Annotated in this window: 15 protein-coding genes; 11 read left to right on the plus strand and 4 right to left on the minus strand. The window is 66.7% G+C overall.

Annotated features, from left to right (window positions below; genetic code table 11):
* The first annotated feature begins 57 nt into the window (after positions 1-57).
* A complete protein-coding gene (locus tag AC6EI8_RS00145; RefSeq protein ID WP_226105401.1) occupies positions 58-888 on the plus strand; it encodes a M55 family metallopeptidase in 831 nt (276 codons plus the stop codon).
* Between the two features lie 190 nt (positions 889-1078).
* Here the strand turns inward: AC6EI8_RS00145 and AC6EI8_RS00150 are convergent, their stop codons facing one another.
* Positions 1079-2683, minus strand: coding sequence for an alkaline phosphatase D family protein (locus tag AC6EI8_RS00150; RefSeq protein WP_498380927.1), 1605 nt, complete (start codon positions 2681-2683; stop codon positions 1079-1081).
* A 184-nt stretch (positions 2684-2867) separates the two neighbouring features.
* Between AC6EI8_RS00150 and AC6EI8_RS00155 the strand changes: the two genes are divergently transcribed.
* On the plus strand, positions 2868-3305 hold the full coding sequence (locus AC6EI8_RS00155) for a PRC-barrel domain-containing protein (RefSeq protein ID WP_149318210.1): 438 nt from the start codon (positions 2868-2870) through the stop codon (positions 3303-3305).
* Positions 3306-3496: 191 nt separating this feature from the next.
* Here AC6EI8_RS00155 and AC6EI8_RS00160 read toward each other — a convergent pair whose 3' ends face one another.
* Together AC6EI8_RS00160 and AC6EI8_RS00165 are read right to left on the minus strand one after the other, a co-directional pair.
* Entirely contained in the window at positions 3497-4474 is a 978-nt protein-coding gene (locus AC6EI8_RS00160; protein WP_498380928.1) for a Bug family tripartite tricarboxylate transporter substrate binding protein, read from the minus strand.
* 83 nt (positions 4475-4557) lie between these two features.
* Positions 4558-5712, minus strand: coding sequence for an acyl-CoA dehydrogenase family protein (locus AC6EI8_RS00165; RefSeq protein ID WP_498380929.1), 1155 nt, complete (start codon positions 5710-5712; stop codon positions 4558-4560).
* 227 nt (positions 5713-5939) lie between these two features.
* Here AC6EI8_RS00165 and AC6EI8_RS00170 point away from each other — a divergent pair, with 227 nt between their 5' ends.
* From AC6EI8_RS00170 to pcaD, 7 genes are all read left to right on the plus strand, one after another.
* Complete coding sequence (locus tag AC6EI8_RS00170; protein ID WP_498380930.1) at positions 5940-6725, plus strand: IclR family transcriptional regulator; 786 nt, start codon at positions 5940-5942, stop codon at positions 6723-6725.
* Positions 6722-7717 carry an IclR family transcriptional regulator gene (locus AC6EI8_RS00175; RefSeq protein WP_498380931.1) on the plus strand — a complete coding sequence of 332 codons (996 nt, stop codon included), beginning with the start codon at positions 6722-6724 and terminating at the stop codon, positions 7715-7717. Before AC6EI8_RS00170 ends, AC6EI8_RS00175 begins: the two co-directional genes overlap by 4 nt.
* A 311-nt stretch (positions 7718-8028) precedes the next feature.
* On the plus strand, positions 8029-9372 hold the full coding sequence (locus tag AC6EI8_RS00180) for a short-chain fatty acid transporter (protein WP_498380932.1): 1344 nt from the start codon (positions 8029-8031) through the stop codon (positions 9370-9372).
* Between the two features lie 57 nt (positions 9373-9429).
* On the plus strand, positions 9430-9726 hold the full coding sequence (locus tag AC6EI8_RS00185; RefSeq protein WP_149318214.1) for a YciI family protein: 297 nt from the start codon (positions 9430-9432) through the stop codon (positions 9724-9726).
* An 82-nt stretch (positions 9727-9808) separates the two neighbouring features.
* Complete coding sequence (locus AC6EI8_RS00190; protein WP_498380933.1) at positions 9809-10864, plus strand: cyclase family protein; 1056 nt, start codon at positions 9809-9811, stop codon at positions 10862-10864.
* Between the two features lie 45 nt (positions 10865-10909).
* Positions 10910-11194 carry a muconolactone Delta-isomerase gene (gene catC / locus AC6EI8_RS00195; RefSeq protein WP_149318216.1) on the plus strand — a complete coding sequence of 95 codons (285 nt, stop codon included), beginning with the start codon at positions 10910-10912 and terminating at the stop codon, positions 11192-11194.
* A 160-nt stretch (positions 11195-11354) separates the two neighbouring features.
* Positions 11355-12137, plus strand: a complete 783-nt coding sequence (pcaD, locus tag AC6EI8_RS00200) for a 3-oxoadipate enol-lactonase (RefSeq protein WP_226105412.1) — start codon at positions 11355-11357, stop codon at positions 12135-12137.
* Between the two features lie 144 nt (positions 12138-12281).
* Here the strand turns inward: pcaD and AC6EI8_RS00205 are convergent, their stop codons facing one another.
* Positions 12282-13202, minus strand: coding sequence for a tripartite tricarboxylate transporter substrate binding protein (locus AC6EI8_RS00205; protein WP_226106274.1), 921 nt, complete (start codon positions 13200-13202; stop codon positions 12282-12284).
* Positions 13203-13442: 240 nt separating this feature from the next.
* Between AC6EI8_RS00205 and AC6EI8_RS00210 the strand changes: the two genes are divergently transcribed.
* Together AC6EI8_RS00210 and AC6EI8_RS00215 are read left to right on the plus strand one after the other, a co-directional pair.
* Complete coding sequence (locus AC6EI8_RS00210; protein ID WP_498380935.1) at positions 13443-14564, plus strand: helix-turn-helix domain-containing protein; 1122 nt, start codon at positions 13443-13445, stop codon at positions 14562-14564.
* Between the two features lie 13 nt (positions 14565-14577).
* Positions 14578-15099 (plus strand): hypothetical protein, encoded by a 522-nt coding sequence (locus tag AC6EI8_RS00215; RefSeq protein WP_498380936.1) that lies wholly within the window; start codon positions 14578-14580, stop codon positions 15097-15099.
* Positions 15100-15160: the final 61 nt, after the last annotated feature.

The raw sequence follows: 15160 nt of genomic DNA on the forward strand, positions 1-15160 counted from the left end.
CGCCGGCGCGCGCCATTCCTGCGTGCGTCGCCGCTGCGTTTTGCGCGCGCCATTCCCATGAAGATCCTGATCTCCACCGATATCGAGGGCGTCGCCGGCGTCTTCCATCTCGAACAGACACGCCCGGGCAATGGCGAGTACGAGCGCGCCCGCGCCTGGATGACGCGCGAAGCCGACGCCGCGGCGCGGGGCGCCTTCGCGGCCGGGGCCGAGGCCGTCTGGGTCAACGACTCGCATGGGGGCTTTCGCAACCTGCTGCCGGACCTGCTGGACCCGCGTGTGCGCATCGTGCTAGGCAAGCCGCGCTACGCCGGCATGATGAGCGGGATCGAGCAGGATTGCGACGGCGTGCTGATGATCGGCTATCACGGCCGCGCGCAAGGCCGCGGCATCCTGGCGCATACGATCAACAGCAGCGCGTTCGCCAGCGTGACGATCGGCGGCATCGAACTCGGCGAAGCGGGGCTGTACGCCGCGCTGGCGGGCGAGGCCGATGTGCCGGTGCTGATGGCGAGCGGCGACGATGTCTTCGTCGAGGAAACGTCGGCGCTGATGCCGTGGGTGCGCTACGTGGCCACCAAGCGCGCGCAGGGGCAGGGCAGCGGGGATTCGATGACGCCCGCCGCCGCCTGCGAGGCGATCGGCGCGGCCGCGCAAGCCGCGGTCCGCGCGCTGCGGACCGATCCGGCCGGGGCCCGGCCCTTCACCATTCCTGGCCCCGTCACGTGCCAATTGCGCACCCTGACGCCCGCACACGCCGACCTGTTCTGCCAATGGCCCACGCTGCGGCGGCTCGATGGCGTCACGCTGAGTTTCGATGCGCCCAGCGTAACCGACGCGGTGCGCATGCTGAACTGCCTGTCGGCGATGTCGTTCATGCTGCGGTAGCGGCGAATGGGGCAGCGTGGGTTTTCTCCCCTCTCCCGCTTGCGGGAGAGGGGCGGGGGAGAGGGCAAACGGCAGCCGCTATGTCGCTGCAGTTTGAAACCACCTCCTTCTCCCCAACCCTCTCCCCCGTGAGGGGGAGGGAGAATTCCGCCCGCAAGAATCAGTGCCGGTGGTCCGCCGGCGCCCGGCCTCAAGCCACCGGCAACGTCTTGCTGAACACGCTGACGCCATCGAGGTCGCGCAGGTCCACCGTCAGTGCCTTCGTCGACGGATCGATATTGACCTCGCCGAAGAACTGGAAGCCCGAATAGGGCGACAGGTTCGCCTGGCCCGCGGGCGGCGCCTTCTGGAAGACCAGTTGGGGGCCGAAGGTGGCGTCGAGCTGGTTGGGGCCGAAGGTCCCGGCGTTCAGCGGGCCGGCCACGAACTCCCAGAACGGCGAGAAATCGGTGAAGTGTGCCTTCGACGGATCGTAGTAGTGCGCGGCGCAATAGTGCACGTCGGCGGTCAGCCAGACCACATTGGGCACGCCCTTGATGGCGCGCAGCAGCCGCGCGGTTTCCAGCTCGCGGCCCAGCGCCGCGCCGTCGTTGCCGTTGGCGATCGCTTCCCAGCGGGCGTTGCCGGCCGCGTCCTTGCCGTCCGGCACCCACAGGCCGATCGGCATGTCGGCGGCGATGATCTTCCACGTGGCCTGCGATTGCTTCACGCCGTTGACCAGCCATTCCAGCTGCTCGTTGCCGAGGAACACCGTGTCGCCGTTCTCGGTGGTCTGCAGGTTGGCGGTATTGCCGCCACGATACGTGCGCATGTCGAGGACGAACACGTCCAGCAGCGGCCCGTAGGAAACCTTGCGATAGAGCGTTTGCTCCGCCGCGGTGCTGCCGATCCGCATCGGCGCGTATTCGCGGAACGCCTGGGTGGCGCGGGCGACCAGCGTGGCGATGTTCTTCTCGGTGTAGCGCGCGTCGGCGCTCAGGTCCTTGGTCGGCGACCAGTTGTTGGTGACCTCGTGATCGTCCCATTGCCAGATCTGCGGCACCTCGGCCGAGAAGCGGCGCACGTTCTCGTCCATCAGGTTGTAGCGATAGCGGCCGCGGTATTCGTCCAGCGTTTCGGCGACCTTGGAGACCTCCGGCGTCACCAGGTTCTTCCACACGCGGCCGTTCTCGGCGGTGGCCTCGGCCAGGATCGGGCCGTCCGCGTAGATCGTGTCGCCGCTGTGCAGGAAGAAGTCCGGCTCGCGGCGGCGCATCGCCTCGAAGATCTTCATGCCGCCGAACTCGGTATTGATGCCCCAGCCCTGGCCCGCGACGTCGCCACCCCAGACGAAGCGCACGGGGCGATTGGCGTCGGTACGCGGGATCGTGCGGAACTGGCCCGGCACCACCACGCCGGTCGCGCGCGGATTGTCGATGCTGTCACAGGCTACGCGCAGGAAGATCGATTCGCCGGCCGGCAGGCCCGACAGCTCCACGCGGCCGGTGAAATCGGACGCGGCGCTGACGGTGGGGCCGAGCACCTTGCGCGGATTGCGGAAGCTGTCGGTGGTGTCGTACTCCACGCGCAGCTGCGCGGCGCGGTCGGCGCGCGCCCAGACCACCGCGCGTCCATCACCCACATCGCCGATCTGGATGCCGTACGGCAGCTTGGGCCGCTCGCTGTCGGGCACGATGACCGCCGGCGCCTCGGGCGAGTCGTCGGAGCCGCAGGCGGTCAGGCCGAGGCTGGTGCCGAGGCCGAGCGCGCCGGTGTGGATCAGGAAACGTCGACGGGGGTAGGGGGATCGGGTCATGTCCTGCCTCTCGGGTGTGGGGAAGGGAAAGGCAGGACCTTAGCGGGCGATTGCGAAAGAATGATGAAAGCCGGCGCCGGCCGGGACAGGCGTGCGGCGGACGCGCGGCAGACGCGAGGCAAGCGGGATGGCATGGTCGTTGCGGAACACCGGTTCCTGCGTACCAACGATCAAGGAGATGGCGATGAATCCCTCGCAACCCGGCACGAATCAGGGCGGTGCCAGCATCGTAGGATCGGGCGTCGGTGAAGGCCCCGGCCCGGAAGTGATGGCGGCCTCCAGCCTCGAGGACACCAAGGTCTATTCGTCCGACGGCGAGCACGTCGGCGAGATCAGCGAAATCATGCTCGACGTACCGCGCGGCCGCATTGCCTATGCCGTGCTGACCACCGGCGGCTTTCTGGGCATGGGCGACACACTGCACGCGATTCCGTGGAACGCGCTGGTCATGGATACCGACCAGAAATGCTTCCGCCTCGGCATCACGGCCGACCGCATCAAGTCGGCGCCCGGCTTCAACAAGGACCAGTGGCCGCGCATGGCGGACCCGCAATGGGGAACGCAGCTGCACCAGTACTACGAGCGCGAGCCGTATTGGCTGTCCGGCGGCGGCACGCTGTGATATTGGCGGCGCGCACCGCATGCCTTCCATGCGGGCGCGTCGTTCTTACAGCGGCATGTAATTCCGCAATGGGCGACGCGGCCGCAGGCGGCGCCCCCCACGTTGCAGGCAGTCCCCGCTAGATCACCCTGGCCGCGCAAAATGCGGCCAGTTGCGTGGCGGGGGGGTCTGGCGTTGTCAGCGAAGGGGCCTCAATCGAGGCGCGTGCCGGTCGCCTTGACCTGAGCGGCCCACCAGGCTGTCTCGCTGCGGATCTGCGCGGCGAACGCTTCGGGGCTGTTGCCGACGGGCTCGGCGCCCAGTTCGATCACCCGCTTGCGCATCTCCGGCGTGGCCAGGATGCGGGCGCAGGCTTGATGCAGCTTGTCGATGACGGGCTTGGGCGTGCCGGCCGGCGCCATCAGGCCCTTCCACGCGGTGACCAGATAGCCCTTGACGCCAGCCTCGTCGAAGGTCGGCACATCGGGCAGCGCGCCGGCGCGCTTGTCGCTGGCGACCGCGATCGGCCGCAGCTTGCCCGCCTGCACCTGGGCCAGCAGCGCCGGCATGTTGTCGATCATCAGATCGATATGCCCCGCCATCAGGTCGGCGACGGCCGGGCCGCTGCCCTTGTAGGGGACGTGCTGCATCTTCAGGCCGGCGGTGCGGTTCAGCAGCTCGCCGCCGAGATGGGCGACGGTGCCGTTGCCGGGCGAGCCGAACGACAGCTTGCCCGGATGGCTGCGCGCATGGGCCAGGAACTCGGACAGGTTGCGCACCGGCAGCTGGGCCTTCACCGCCATCAGGTTGTGCTCGCGCGCCAGCACCGTGACGGGCGCCAGATCGCGCGCGGGATCGAACGGCATCTTGCTGTACAGGCTCGGATTGATCACGGTAGGGCCTGCCGCGGCGAGCAGCAGCGTGTAGCCATCGGGCGCGGCGCGCGCCACGCTTTCGCCGGCGATATTGCCGCCCGCGCCGGGCTTGTTCTCAACCACCACCACCTGGCCCAGCTCTGCCTTCAGGCGATCGGCGAGCAGGCGCGCCAGGATATCGGACGAACCGCCGGGCGCGAACGGCACCACCAGGCGGATCGGCTTGCCGGGATAGGCCGCGTCGGCGCGGGCCGCGCCGCTCAGCGTGGCGGTGCCGATCGCCAGCGCGATGGTGGCGACAAGGGTCTTGAACATGGTGTCTCCTGTTGTGTTTTATCGGCCGGGCCGCTGGATCGGGCGCCTGATCAAGTGCCCATCAAGCGCCGATCAAGCGCCGATCAAGCGCCGGCCTGCGCCAGCGTGCGCTTGGCGATATTGAGCTGGTGGATCTGGCTGGTGCCCTCGTACAGGCGGAACAGCCGCACATCGCGATAGAAGCGCTCGATGCCGTAGTCGGCGATATAGCCGTAGCCGCCGAACATCTGCACGCAGCGGTCGGCGACGCGCCCGCACATCTCCGAGGCGAAGTACTTGCAGATCGACGCCTGCATCGTCACGTCCTCGCCGCGGTCGCGCTGGCGCGCGGTCTCGAGCACCAGCGCGCGGGCCGCGTGGATTTCGGTCTGGCAGTCGGCGATCATCGCCTGCACCAGCTGGAAGCTCGATAAGGGTTCGCCGAACTGCTTGCGGGTGCTGACAAAGCGGATCGCATCGTCGAGCATGCGGATGGCCGGGCCGATGCACAGCGCCGACAGATGGATGCGCTGCTTGTTCAGCACCTTCATCGCCGTACGGAAGCCCTGGCCCTCGACACCGCCGATCAGGTTGGCGGCGGGCACGCGGCAATCGTGGAAATGGACCTCAGACACCGGCGAGCCTTCCTGCCCCATCTTGCGGTAGGCCGACCCGGTGCTCAGGCCCGGCGTGCCGCGCTCGACCAGGAAGGCCGAGATGCCGGAGGCGCCGGTGGTCTCGGGATCCGTGCGCGCCATCACCGTGAACAGCCCGGCGATCGGCGCATTGGTGATGAAGCATTTGGTGCCGTTGAGCACATAGTGGTCGCCATCGCGGCGCGCCGACGTGGTCAGCGCCGTTGCATCCGATCCGGCTTCCGGCTCGGTCAGCGCGAACGAGCCGGTGATCTCGCCGCTCGCCAGGCGCGGCAGATAGCGCTGCTTCTGCTCGGGCGTGCCGTCGGCGACCAGCGCTTCCGAACCGATGCCGGTATTGGTGCCGACGCGCGCGCGGAAGGCCACCGAGCACTGCGACAGCTCGATCGCGGCCAGCACCAGTTCTTCGGTCGTCATGCCGGCGCCGCCATAGGTCTCCGGGATCGAGAAGCCGAACAGCCCGATGTCGGCCATCTCCCTGACCAGGTCGGCCGGCACCTCGTCGCGCGATGCCACCTCGGCCTCGCGCGGCACCAGGCGCTGCTGCACGAAGCGGCGCAGTTGCGCCAGAAATGCGGGGTAGGTCTCAGGGTCTCGGATCATCGTGATGGCTTCCTGTTTCGGTTGGCAGTGGACCGGGGGACATGCCCGTGGTCCGGCATCGGAGTGGAAGGCAGCGTAGCAATGCGGGCGGAAATAGTGGATCGTTGTTTCGCTATCTTGAACAACTTGCCATTGCCGGGGCGGCCCGGCGCGCTATGATCGAGGCCAGTGGGGCGATGCGCGCGGCGTGCCGCCTCTCGTTTCTGGAGATCCGAACCGCCCTGCCGATGGCTCCACGCCCCCATCATCCCGATCCGGCCTTCGCGACCACACTGGCGCACGGCCTGTCGCTGCTGCAGTGCTTCGGCATCGGCGACAGCGTGCTCAGCAACAAGGAACTGGCCGAGCGCACCGGCCTGTCACCGGCGACCGTCAGCCGCCTGACCTACACGCTGGCGGCACGCGGCCTGCTGCGCTACGACGCGCAATTGCGCCGCTATCGGCTGGGATCGACCACGCTGGCGCTGGGCTACCCGCTGCTGGCCACGTTGCGCATCCGGCAATTGGCGCGGCCGCTGATGAAGGAACTGGCCGACGAGATCGACGGATCGGTATCGCTGGGCCTGCGCGACCGCACGCAGATGGTCTACGTGGAGACGAGCCGCGGCCACGACGCGATGGCGTTCCGGCCCGATATCGGCGCGACGCTGCCGATGCTGCCGACCGCGATCGGGCGCGCCTGGCTGTGCACGGCGTCGCCGCAGGAAAGCGCGCCGGTGCTGGCGGCATTGCGCAAGGCCGATCCGGCGGAATTCCGGCGGCAGGCGTCCGCCCTCGAGCGCGCCCGGGAAGAGATGGCCGAGTTCGGTTTCTGCACCTCGCGCGGCGAATGGCAGAGCGATATTCATGCGGTGGCGGCGCCGCTGGCCTCGCGTATCGATGGGGAAGTCATGGTGTTCAACTGTGGGGTGCTGGGCGTGCGGATGACCCCGCGCAAGCTCGAGCGGCAGATGGGGCCTCGGCTGCTGAGGATGGTCGCGAAGGTCGAGGCCGCGCTGAGGAAGAGCCGATGACGCGGCCTGGCTCGCGCTCTGACTCGCGCCCTGGATTGCGCTCCGGCTCGCGCTCGGAGTCGCGCCAAGACTCGCGCTCCGACTCGCGCTCCGACTCGCGGTCCGACTCGCCGTCCGACGCGCCGTCCGACGCGCGCTCGGGCAAGCGTTCCGATGTGCGCGCCGGCTCGCGGCCCGGTTCCCGCGCCAGCGCGGCGCAGCCCCTGCCGCGCTCCAACGAGCCGGCCGACAAGGACCGGCAGTTCGCCGCCACGCTGGCGAACGGCATCGACATCCTGCTGGCCTTCGACAGCGGCGATGCGATGCTCGGCAATCGCGATTTCGCCGAGCGTACCGGACTGTCGAAGACCACAGTGGCCCGGTTGACGCACACGCTGACCGCGTTGGGCTATCTGCGCCACGACACGGTGCTGCGCAAATACCGGCTCGGCGCGGCGGTGCTGTCGATGGGCTATCCGCTGCTGGCCAGCATGCATCTGCGCCAGCTGGCGCGGCCGCTGATGAAGGCGCTGGCGGACCGGCTGTGCGGCGCGGTATCGCTCGGTATCCGTGATCGCACGCAGATGATCTATGTCGAGACCGCGCGCTCGACCGACAGCCTGATCGTGACGCCGGAGATCGGCGCCGCGCTGCCGATGCTGTCCACCGCCATCGGCCGCGCCTGGCTCAGCCACGCCCCGGCGCACGAACGCGAGGCGGTGCTGAACCAGCTGCGGCTGCAGGACCCCGACGCCTTCGCCCGCGCCCAGCCGCGCCTGGCCGATGCCCGCCGCGACCTGGAGCGGCAAGGCTACTGCGCCAACCGCGCCGAATGGCGTCCCGAGGTCTACGGCTTCGCGGTGCCAATGTGCCAGCCGGTCGGCTCGCAATTGTTCGTGCTGAACTGCGGCGTGCCGGCCGCGCAGGGCAGTTTCGCGGCGATCGAGAAGCAGGCCGGGCCGCAGTTGCGCGCGCTGATGCTCGATATCGAGAGGATGCTGGGGTTGCGATAGAGCGCCGGTAACCCGGCTTCGTGCTCCGGCATGCTGCGATGCGACAAGGGCCGGCCTGGAGAAGAGCAAGACCGAAGTGCCGGTCACCGTGCCGTTATTCCGCATCGCAGCAATGGCCCGTTCGTCACTGATCCGCTTCCGTTATTGCGAAATCCGATTCAATCCTGCTCTTCATTGACTTGACCTTGCGTAAACACGCCTCTACGATCCCCGTCCTATAGCCAATGTGTTCGTATATAGAACGTTAGTTCGAAATGCGGCACTAGCGCAGCAACACGCGACGCCTTTCGGCATGTTTTTGGAGACAGATCTTGAGCAAGGTCGCCGGGTTCTTTACTGAACTGATGCGCCGGTATTTGCCGGACCCCTTCGTTTTTGCCATCGGACTGACGCTGCTCAGCATGGTGATGGCCATGCTGGTGCAGGGACAGGCCGCGCCCGCCGTGATCCTGGAATGGGGCAAGGGCTTCTGGAACCTGCTGGCGTTCACCACGCAGATGGCCGTGATCCTCGCGATGGGCTACGTGCTGGCGACCGCGCCGCTGGTCGACCGTTTCCTCGACCGCATCGTCGAACGCGTGGCCACGCCGCGCGGCGCGGTGATCGTCGCCACGCTGGTCGGCGGCATCGGCAGCTATCTGAACTGGGGCTTCGGACTGGTGATCGGCGGCATCGTCGCGCGCAAGCTGGCGCTGAAGGTCAAGGGCGTCCACTATCCGCTGATCATCGCCGCGGCCTACAGCGGCTTCACGCTGTACGGCCTCGGCCTGTCGGCCAGCATCCCGGTGCTGATTTCGACGCCGGGTCATCCGATGGAAAAGCTGATGGGCGTGATCGCGCTGAAGGACACGATCTTCTCGACGCCGATGCTGCTGACCAGCCTGGCGGTGATCATCACGCTGCCACTGCTCAACGCGATGCTGCATCCGCGCGATCCGAAGGACGTGACCGAAATCAATGCGCAAGCCGAAACGCGCGCGGAGCAGGGCAGTGCGGCCGGCGGCCACAGCATGGGGCTGGAGAACACGCTGGCCACGCGGATGAACAACAGCCGGCTGCTCAGCCTGGTGATCGGTGTCTGCGGGCTGGCCTACGTGGGGCTGTACTTCACGCAGGGCGGCACGCTCGACCTGAACCTGATCAACTTCCTGATCCTGTTCATCGGCGTGCTGCTGCTCGGCACGCCGGCCAACTACGTGGCCAAGCTGAACGAGGGCATCAAGACGATTTCCGGCATCATCCTGCAGTATCCGTTTTATGCGGGCATCATGGCGGTGATGGCCGGATCGGGCCTGGTCGACACCATCTCGCGCGTGTTCGTCGATATCGCGACGCCGCAGACGCTGCCGTTCTGGGGGCTGGTCAGCTCGTTCTTCATCAACTTCTTCGCGCCCTCCGGCGGCGGCCACTGGGTCATCCAGGGACCGTTCATGATCGATGCGGCCAAGGCAATCGGCAGCTCGGTCGCGCAGACCTCGATGTCGGTGATGCTCGGCAATGCCTGGAACGACCTGGTGCAGCCGTTCTGGATCCTGCCGGCGCTGGCGCTGTCGAAGCTGAAGCTCAAGGACGTGATGGGCTACACCGTGATCATGATGTTCTGGGTCGGCCTGATCTACATCGTCGCCATGCTGGCGTGGGGCGCGCAGATCTGACGATCCGGGTCTGGCCATCGGTCACCGCGCTTTGCCAACGACAACACAGGAGACACCATGCCGTACATCATCGAGACCTTCGACAAGCCCGACCACCAGCACGTGCGCAAGGCCCAGCGGCCGGCGCATCTGGACTTCCTCGAAGCCAACAAGTCGCTGCTGCTGGCCTGCGGTGCCAAGCTGAACGACGATGGCAGCGATGCGGGCGGCGGTCTCTATATCGTCGATGTCGAGACCCGCGAGGCCGCGCAGGCGCTGATCGAAGCCGATCCCTTCCATCAGGCGGGCCTGTTCGCCGAAGTGCGGATCACGCGCTGGCGCAAGGCCTATCTCGATGGCGTCTGCTGTCTCTGACTGACATCCCGATCGATCGGACCGCGCGGGCCGGCGCATCGGCGCTGGCACCGCGGCGCGTCCGTGCCGGAGGCTATCCCCGATGCGATGGAAACAACGGCCGGAAGGCTCCAACTGGGGCGATTTCGGCGCCGACGACCAGCTCGGCCGTCTGAACCTGATCACCGCGGACAAGATCCGCGCCGCCGCGCAGGAGATCCGCAGCGGCCGCACGTTCTGCCTGTCGCTGCCGCTCGATCTGCCGGGTGGCAATGCGCTGAACGTGCGCCGGCATCCGCCGGTGCTGCGGCCCACCTATCGCGACGACATTCCGTACGTCAATTTCCCGCTGGCCAGGGTCGATGCCAATGCGCTCGACGTGCTCAGCGACGACCAGGTCCTGCTGTCGCTGCAGTATTCGACGCAGTGGGACTCGCTGGCCCACGTCGGCGCGCTGTTCGATGCCGACGGCGATGGTGTGGCCGAACGCGTCTATTACAACGGCTTCCGGCCCAATGCGGAGATCGTCGGGCCGGTCGACTATGCCGAGGCCGATGATTTCGCCGCGCATCCCTGCGGGCATGACCATAGCCACGCCGATGCGCTGGGCATCGAGACGCTGGCCGTGCATGGCGTGCAGGGGCGGGGCGTGCTGGTCGATCTGGCGGAGCATTTTGGCCGCGATTTCCGCACCGTCGGCTACGACGACCTGATGCGCGTGATGGACGCCGATCAGGTCGCCGTCGAGACCGGCGACATCCTGGTGCTGCGCACCGGCTTCGCCGAGATGGTGCTCGAGATGGGCGGCCGGCCCGATGCGCACGCGCTGCATCACAGCTGCTGCGCGCTCGATGGCCGCGACGAGCGGCTGCTGCAATGGATCACCGATGCGGGCATCGCCGCGCTGGCCGCCGACAACTACGCGGTCGAATGCTTTCCGGCCCGGCCACCGGCGCCGGGGCAGGGCGCGGTGCCGATGCTGCCGCTGCATCATCACTGCCTGTTCAAACTGGGTCTGCCACTGGGCGAGCTGTGGTATCTGCGCGATCTCGCCGCGTGCCTGCGCGCAGAAAGGCGTTCGCGCTTTTTCCTGACCGCGCCGCCGCTGCGCCTGCCCGGCGCGATGGGCTCGCCCGTGACGCCGATCGCCACGGTATGACCTCGCTTACTCTCTTCACCGTACCGCTACAACAAGGAGATCACCATGCTGTTCATGGTTGAAATGACCGTCCGCATTCCCCATTCGGCCGACCCGCAGGCCGTCGACAAGCTGAAGGCCGACGAGAAGGCGTTTTCGCAGCAGCTGCAGCGCGAAGGCAAGTGGCGCCACCTGTGGCGCGTGGTGGGCCAGTACGCCAACGTCAGCATCTTCGACGTCAAGGACAACGACGAGCTGCATACGCTGCTGACCTCGCTGCCGCTGTATCCGTATATGGAGATGAAGGTCACGCCGCTGGCGCAACACGGTTCCGCGATCGCGCAGAACTGATGTCTGTGTCGCTCCGCGTGGGCGCTTTCCCGCGCCGCGCGGGGCATCGATCGATCGTCGTCCCGAGTACCGCCGCGAATCGCCGAGCATCACCGAGCATCACCGAGAATCGCTGGGTACCGCCGACAACTGCTGAGAACCGCTGAGAACCGCTTCTGCCATGCCCTTCGCCGACCTTTCCGACGTTCGCCTCCACTACCAGCTCGATGGCGACCCGAGCCTGCCGGTGCTCGTGCTGTCCAATTCGCTGGGTACCAACTTCGACATGTGGCAGCCGCAGATCGCGGCCTTCACGCAGCATTTCCGCGTGCTGCGCTACGACACGCGCGGCCATGGCCGCTCGTCCGTGCCTGCCGGCCCCTATAGCGTCGCCCAGCTCGGTGGCGACGTCATCGCGCTGCTCGATACGCTGCAGATCGAGCGCGCGCATTTCTGTGGGCTGTCGATGGGCGGCATCACCGGCATGTGGCTGGGCCTGAACCACGCAGCGCGGCTGAACAAGCTGGTGCTGTGCAATACCGCGGCCTACATCGGCCCGCCGGAGAACTGGACCAACCGCGCCGCGGCGGTCGAGCGCGATGGGGTGGGGTCGATCGCGGCCGCGGTCGTCGACAGATGGCTGACGCCGGACTTCGCCGCCGCGCATCCGGAACGGGTGCAGCAGTTGCGCGCGATGCTGAGCGCGACCGATGCCGCCGGCTACGCGGCCAATTGCCGCGCGATTCGCGACAACGATCTGCGCGCCGACATCCATCGGATCGCGGTGCCGACGCTGGTGATCGCGGGCTCGGGCGATATTCCGACGCCGCCGTCCGACGGCCGCTATATGGCCGAGACGATTCCGGGCGCGTCCTATGTAGAACTGGAGGCGGCCCACCTGTCGAATCTGCAGCAGGTGGAGCGGTTCACGCAGGCGGTCGTCGATTTTCTGACTGGCGCCTGAAAGCCCAGGTGGTCGTGGTTCCTCTGACTTGCGCCGGAAGGCCAGGGCAGAGGCCTCGGTAACGACGCCACGTCGTCCCCCGCGCAGGCGGGACGACGCGTCCGTGCAGCCGTCCCCCCTGCCTGCGCACGGGAGACGACCAACTCAATCGACCTTCGCGCCCGAACGCTTGACCACCGTCGACCATTTGCGGATCTCGCTGTCGACAAAGCGCGCGGTCTGCTCCGGCGACATTGGCATCGGCTCCGAGCCGCGGTCGACGATGAACTTCTGCAGCTCCGGCGATTGCAGCGCCTTCACCGTTTCGGCATTGAGCTGCGACACGATGGCCGGCGGCGTGCCGGCCGGCGCCATCAGCACCGCCCATCCCAGTGCCTCGAAGTCGGGCACGCCTTGCTCCTGCACGGTCGGCACGTTCGGCAGCTGCGGCACGCGCTTGCCCGCGGTCACGGCCAGCGGCACCGCCTTCTTCGACTGGATCAACGGCAAGGCCGCGGTGATCGAGTCGACCATCACCGGAATCTGATTGCCGAGGAAGTCCGCCTGCGCGGGGCCGCTGCCCTTGTACGGGATATGGACCATGAAGATGCCGGCGCGCGCCTTCAGCATCTCGGCCGACAGATGCTGCGTGCCGCCGATGCCGGCGCTCGCGTAGCTCAGCTTGCCCGGCGCCGCCTTGGCCTTGCTCACCAGATCGCGCAGCGAAGTGATGCCGGACGCGGGCGTCGACAGGAACACCAGCGGCACCGAGAACACGCCCGAGATCGCCTGGAAATCGCGGCGCGGATCATAGCCGATCGATGCGTACAGCGTCTGGTTGATCGCCATCGCACTGCCGGCCATCACCAGCGTATAGCCATCCGGCGCGGCGCGAGCGGCCAGTTCCATGCCGATATTGCTGCCGGCGCCCGCGCGGTTCTCGACTACCACCGATTGCCCCAGCTGCTTGCCGAGCCGCTCGCCGAGCGCGCGCGCAAAGATGTCGGTCGCCTGCCCGGGCGGGAAGGGCACGATCAGTTTGATGGGGCGTTCGGGGTAGGCGGCGTGTGCCGCGGCGCTCGCCATCAAGGCAATCGCCGCCAGGCACGTGATGCGTGGCTTCAAGGTTGTCTCCTTCCAACAATGTCTGGGTGTGGCACGGGATGCCAAGTGCCGACGATAGCACCCCGTACGTTACCTCGGCCATGGAACCCCTCGATCTCATCGGAAAGGCGGTGCTGGCCCGTCCTGCGATCATGGTTCTGCATGAATATCTTGCGAAACGCCATTCGCAAGAATAGAATGCTTTCTCCCGGGGAGGTGACGATGTTCGAACGAATCTCGCAAAAGCTGATCGGCTATCGGGTCAAGGCGGCACGCGAGGCCAAGGCATGGACGCAGGATCAGCTCACCCAGGCTCTCGGCCTGAACGACCGCCAATCGGTGTCGGACATCGAAAACGGCAAGCGCGCCCTCAAGTCCGACGAGATCCTGGCCATATCCGAACTACTGGACCGCGACGTCGATTTTTTTCTCGATCCATTCGCCGTCGCGGGCGAGGCTCAGTTTTCCTGGCGAGCGGCCCCGACCGTGCCGGAAGAAGAGCTCGATGGGTTTGAATCGAGCGCCGGCAAATGGATCGGTTTATTGCGCTGGCTACGCGAGAGCCAGCGCGGCGGCACCAATCCACTCAAGCACAGCTTGCGCCTGAGCGCGCAGTCATCGTTCGAGGATGCCATCGCGCGCGCCGAAGCCTTGATCTCCGCGCTGGACCTGGGCATGGTGCCCGCTGAGCGGCTTGCCGAGCGTATCGAGCGGGATCTGGATATCCCGGTCCTGTTTGTCGACGCCGTCGAAACACCCAGGGGCGACTCCATTTCGGGTGCGACCTGTCATTTGCAGGACCTCGGCGTGATCCTGATCAATCGCAACGAATCCGAGGCTCGCCGCTACTTCGACCTCGCTCATGAACTGTTCCATGCATTGACATGGGACGCCATGAAACCCGACCACCGGGAGTCAAACTCATTCGAAGCCCGGGGCAGGGCAAAACGCATCGAGCAGCTTGCGGACAACTTCGCCGCGGCGCTGCTGATGCCGAGCCAGTCTCTGCAGCAATTGATCGACCCGCGGCGATGCTCGGATATCGATCATCTCGTCGATGTCGCCGCCGAATTGCGCGTTTGTCCCATTGCGCTGGCCTGGCGTCTGTACAACATGAAGCGTATCGACGCTGCTACGCGGGAAGGACTGCGCAAAGAGCGTCAACGATCCAGTGCAGGTCGCAAGCCAAAGCGCTTCTCGGACAGCTTCGTCAGCATGCTTCACACAGCCATCGACCGTGGCCAACTCTCTGCCCGCAAGGCGGCCAAGGCAATGGGCATGAGCCTGCCGATGCTGAACGACCTGTTCGCCGAGCATTCGTTGCCGGCACCGTTCGAGCTATGAGGACCGACATCGCATGGCGAAGGTCAGGGTGTTCGTCGACACCAACATCATCCTGGAAGCGTTCCGGACGGGATGTTGGTTCGCCATCTGCGAGCGTTACGCGATTGAAACGGTAGAGAAGTGTATTGAAGAGGCGCTTACCGGAGATCTTTCGGCTCCCCGGCGTATTCCGGTGGACCGCAGCGCCCTGGTCGCCGGCTTGAGTGGAAGGCATGCCGTCGGCAGGCGCGAACTGGTCGACCTGGTACTGGCCTATCCTCACTGCCAAACCCTGGACGACGGAGAGCTGCATTTGCTCGCCTGGCTGCACGCAAACAAGCTGCTGCCGCAAGCCCTGATCCTGCTGTCCACGGCGGACAAGGCGGCGATCGTCGCGACGGGTCGTCTCGGCTGGATCGATTCGCTGACGTCGCTCGAACATCTTGCTCGAACGTCGGGCGCCACGCCGGGGCAGATCGGTCGCCTAGCTCGGCATTACAGGGAAGATTGGCTGGGAGAGATCAAGATGAAGATTCGGCTCGGAATCCTCCCGTAGCCGCTTTCCTCCAGGCGGAGGGTGGTGCGCTCACCCATGGCCTTTTCGGCCAGCACTCGAT

The sequence above is a fragment of the Cupriavidus sp. R6-3 genome (genome assembly GCF_059772245.1).

Bases quoted from the DNA above. Each gene is read 5' to 3' on its own strand.
- AC6EI8_RS00145 (WP_226105401.1), top strand. From the start codon at position 58: ATGAAGATCCTGATCTCCACCGATATCGAGGGCGTCGCCGGCGTCTTC.
- AC6EI8_RS00150 (WP_498380927.1), bottom strand. From the start codon at position 2,683: ATGACCCGATCCCCCTACCCCCGTCGACGTTTCCTGATCCACACCGGC.
- AC6EI8_RS00155 (WP_149318210.1), top strand. From the start codon at position 2,868: ATGAATCCCTCGCAACCCGGCACGAATCAGGGCGGTGCCAGCATCGTA.
- AC6EI8_RS00160 (WP_498380928.1), bottom strand. From the start codon at position 4,474: ATGTTCAAGACCCTTGTCGCCACCATCGCGCTGGCGATCGGCACCGCC.
- AC6EI8_RS00165 (WP_498380929.1), bottom strand. From the start codon at position 5,712: ATGATCCGAGACCCTGAGACCTACCCCGCATTTCTGGCGCAACTGCGC.
- AC6EI8_RS00170 (WP_498380930.1), top strand. From the start codon at position 5,940: ATGGCTCCACGCCCCCATCATCCCGATCCGGCCTTCGCGACCACACTG.
- AC6EI8_RS00175 (WP_498380931.1), top strand. From the start codon at position 6,722: ATGACGCGGCCTGGCTCGCGCTCTGACTCGCGCCCTGGATTGCGCTCC.
- AC6EI8_RS00185 (WP_149318214.1), top strand. From the start codon at position 9,430: ATGCCGTACATCATCGAGACCTTCGACAAGCCCGACCACCAGCACGTG.
- AC6EI8_RS00190 (WP_498380933.1), top strand. From the start codon at position 9,809: ATGCGATGGAAACAACGGCCGGAAGGCTCCAACTGGGGCGATTTCGGC.
- catC (WP_149318216.1), top strand. From the start codon at position 10,910: ATGCTGTTCATGGTTGAAATGACCGTCCGCATTCCCCATTCGGCCGAC.
- pcaD (WP_226105412.1), top strand. From the start codon at position 11,355: ATGCCCTTCGCCGACCTTTCCGACGTTCGCCTCCACTACCAGCTCGAT.
- AC6EI8_RS00205 (WP_226106274.1), bottom strand. From the start codon at position 13,202: ATGGCGAGCGCCGCGGCACACGCCGCCTACCCCGAACGCCCCATCAAA.
- AC6EI8_RS00210 (WP_498380935.1), top strand. From the start codon at position 13,443: ATGTTCGAACGAATCTCGCAAAAGCTGATCGGCTATCGGGTCAAGGCG.
- AC6EI8_RS00215 (WP_498380936.1), top strand. From the start codon at position 14,578: ATGGCGAAGGTCAGGGTGTTCGTCGACACCAACATCATCCTGGAAGCG.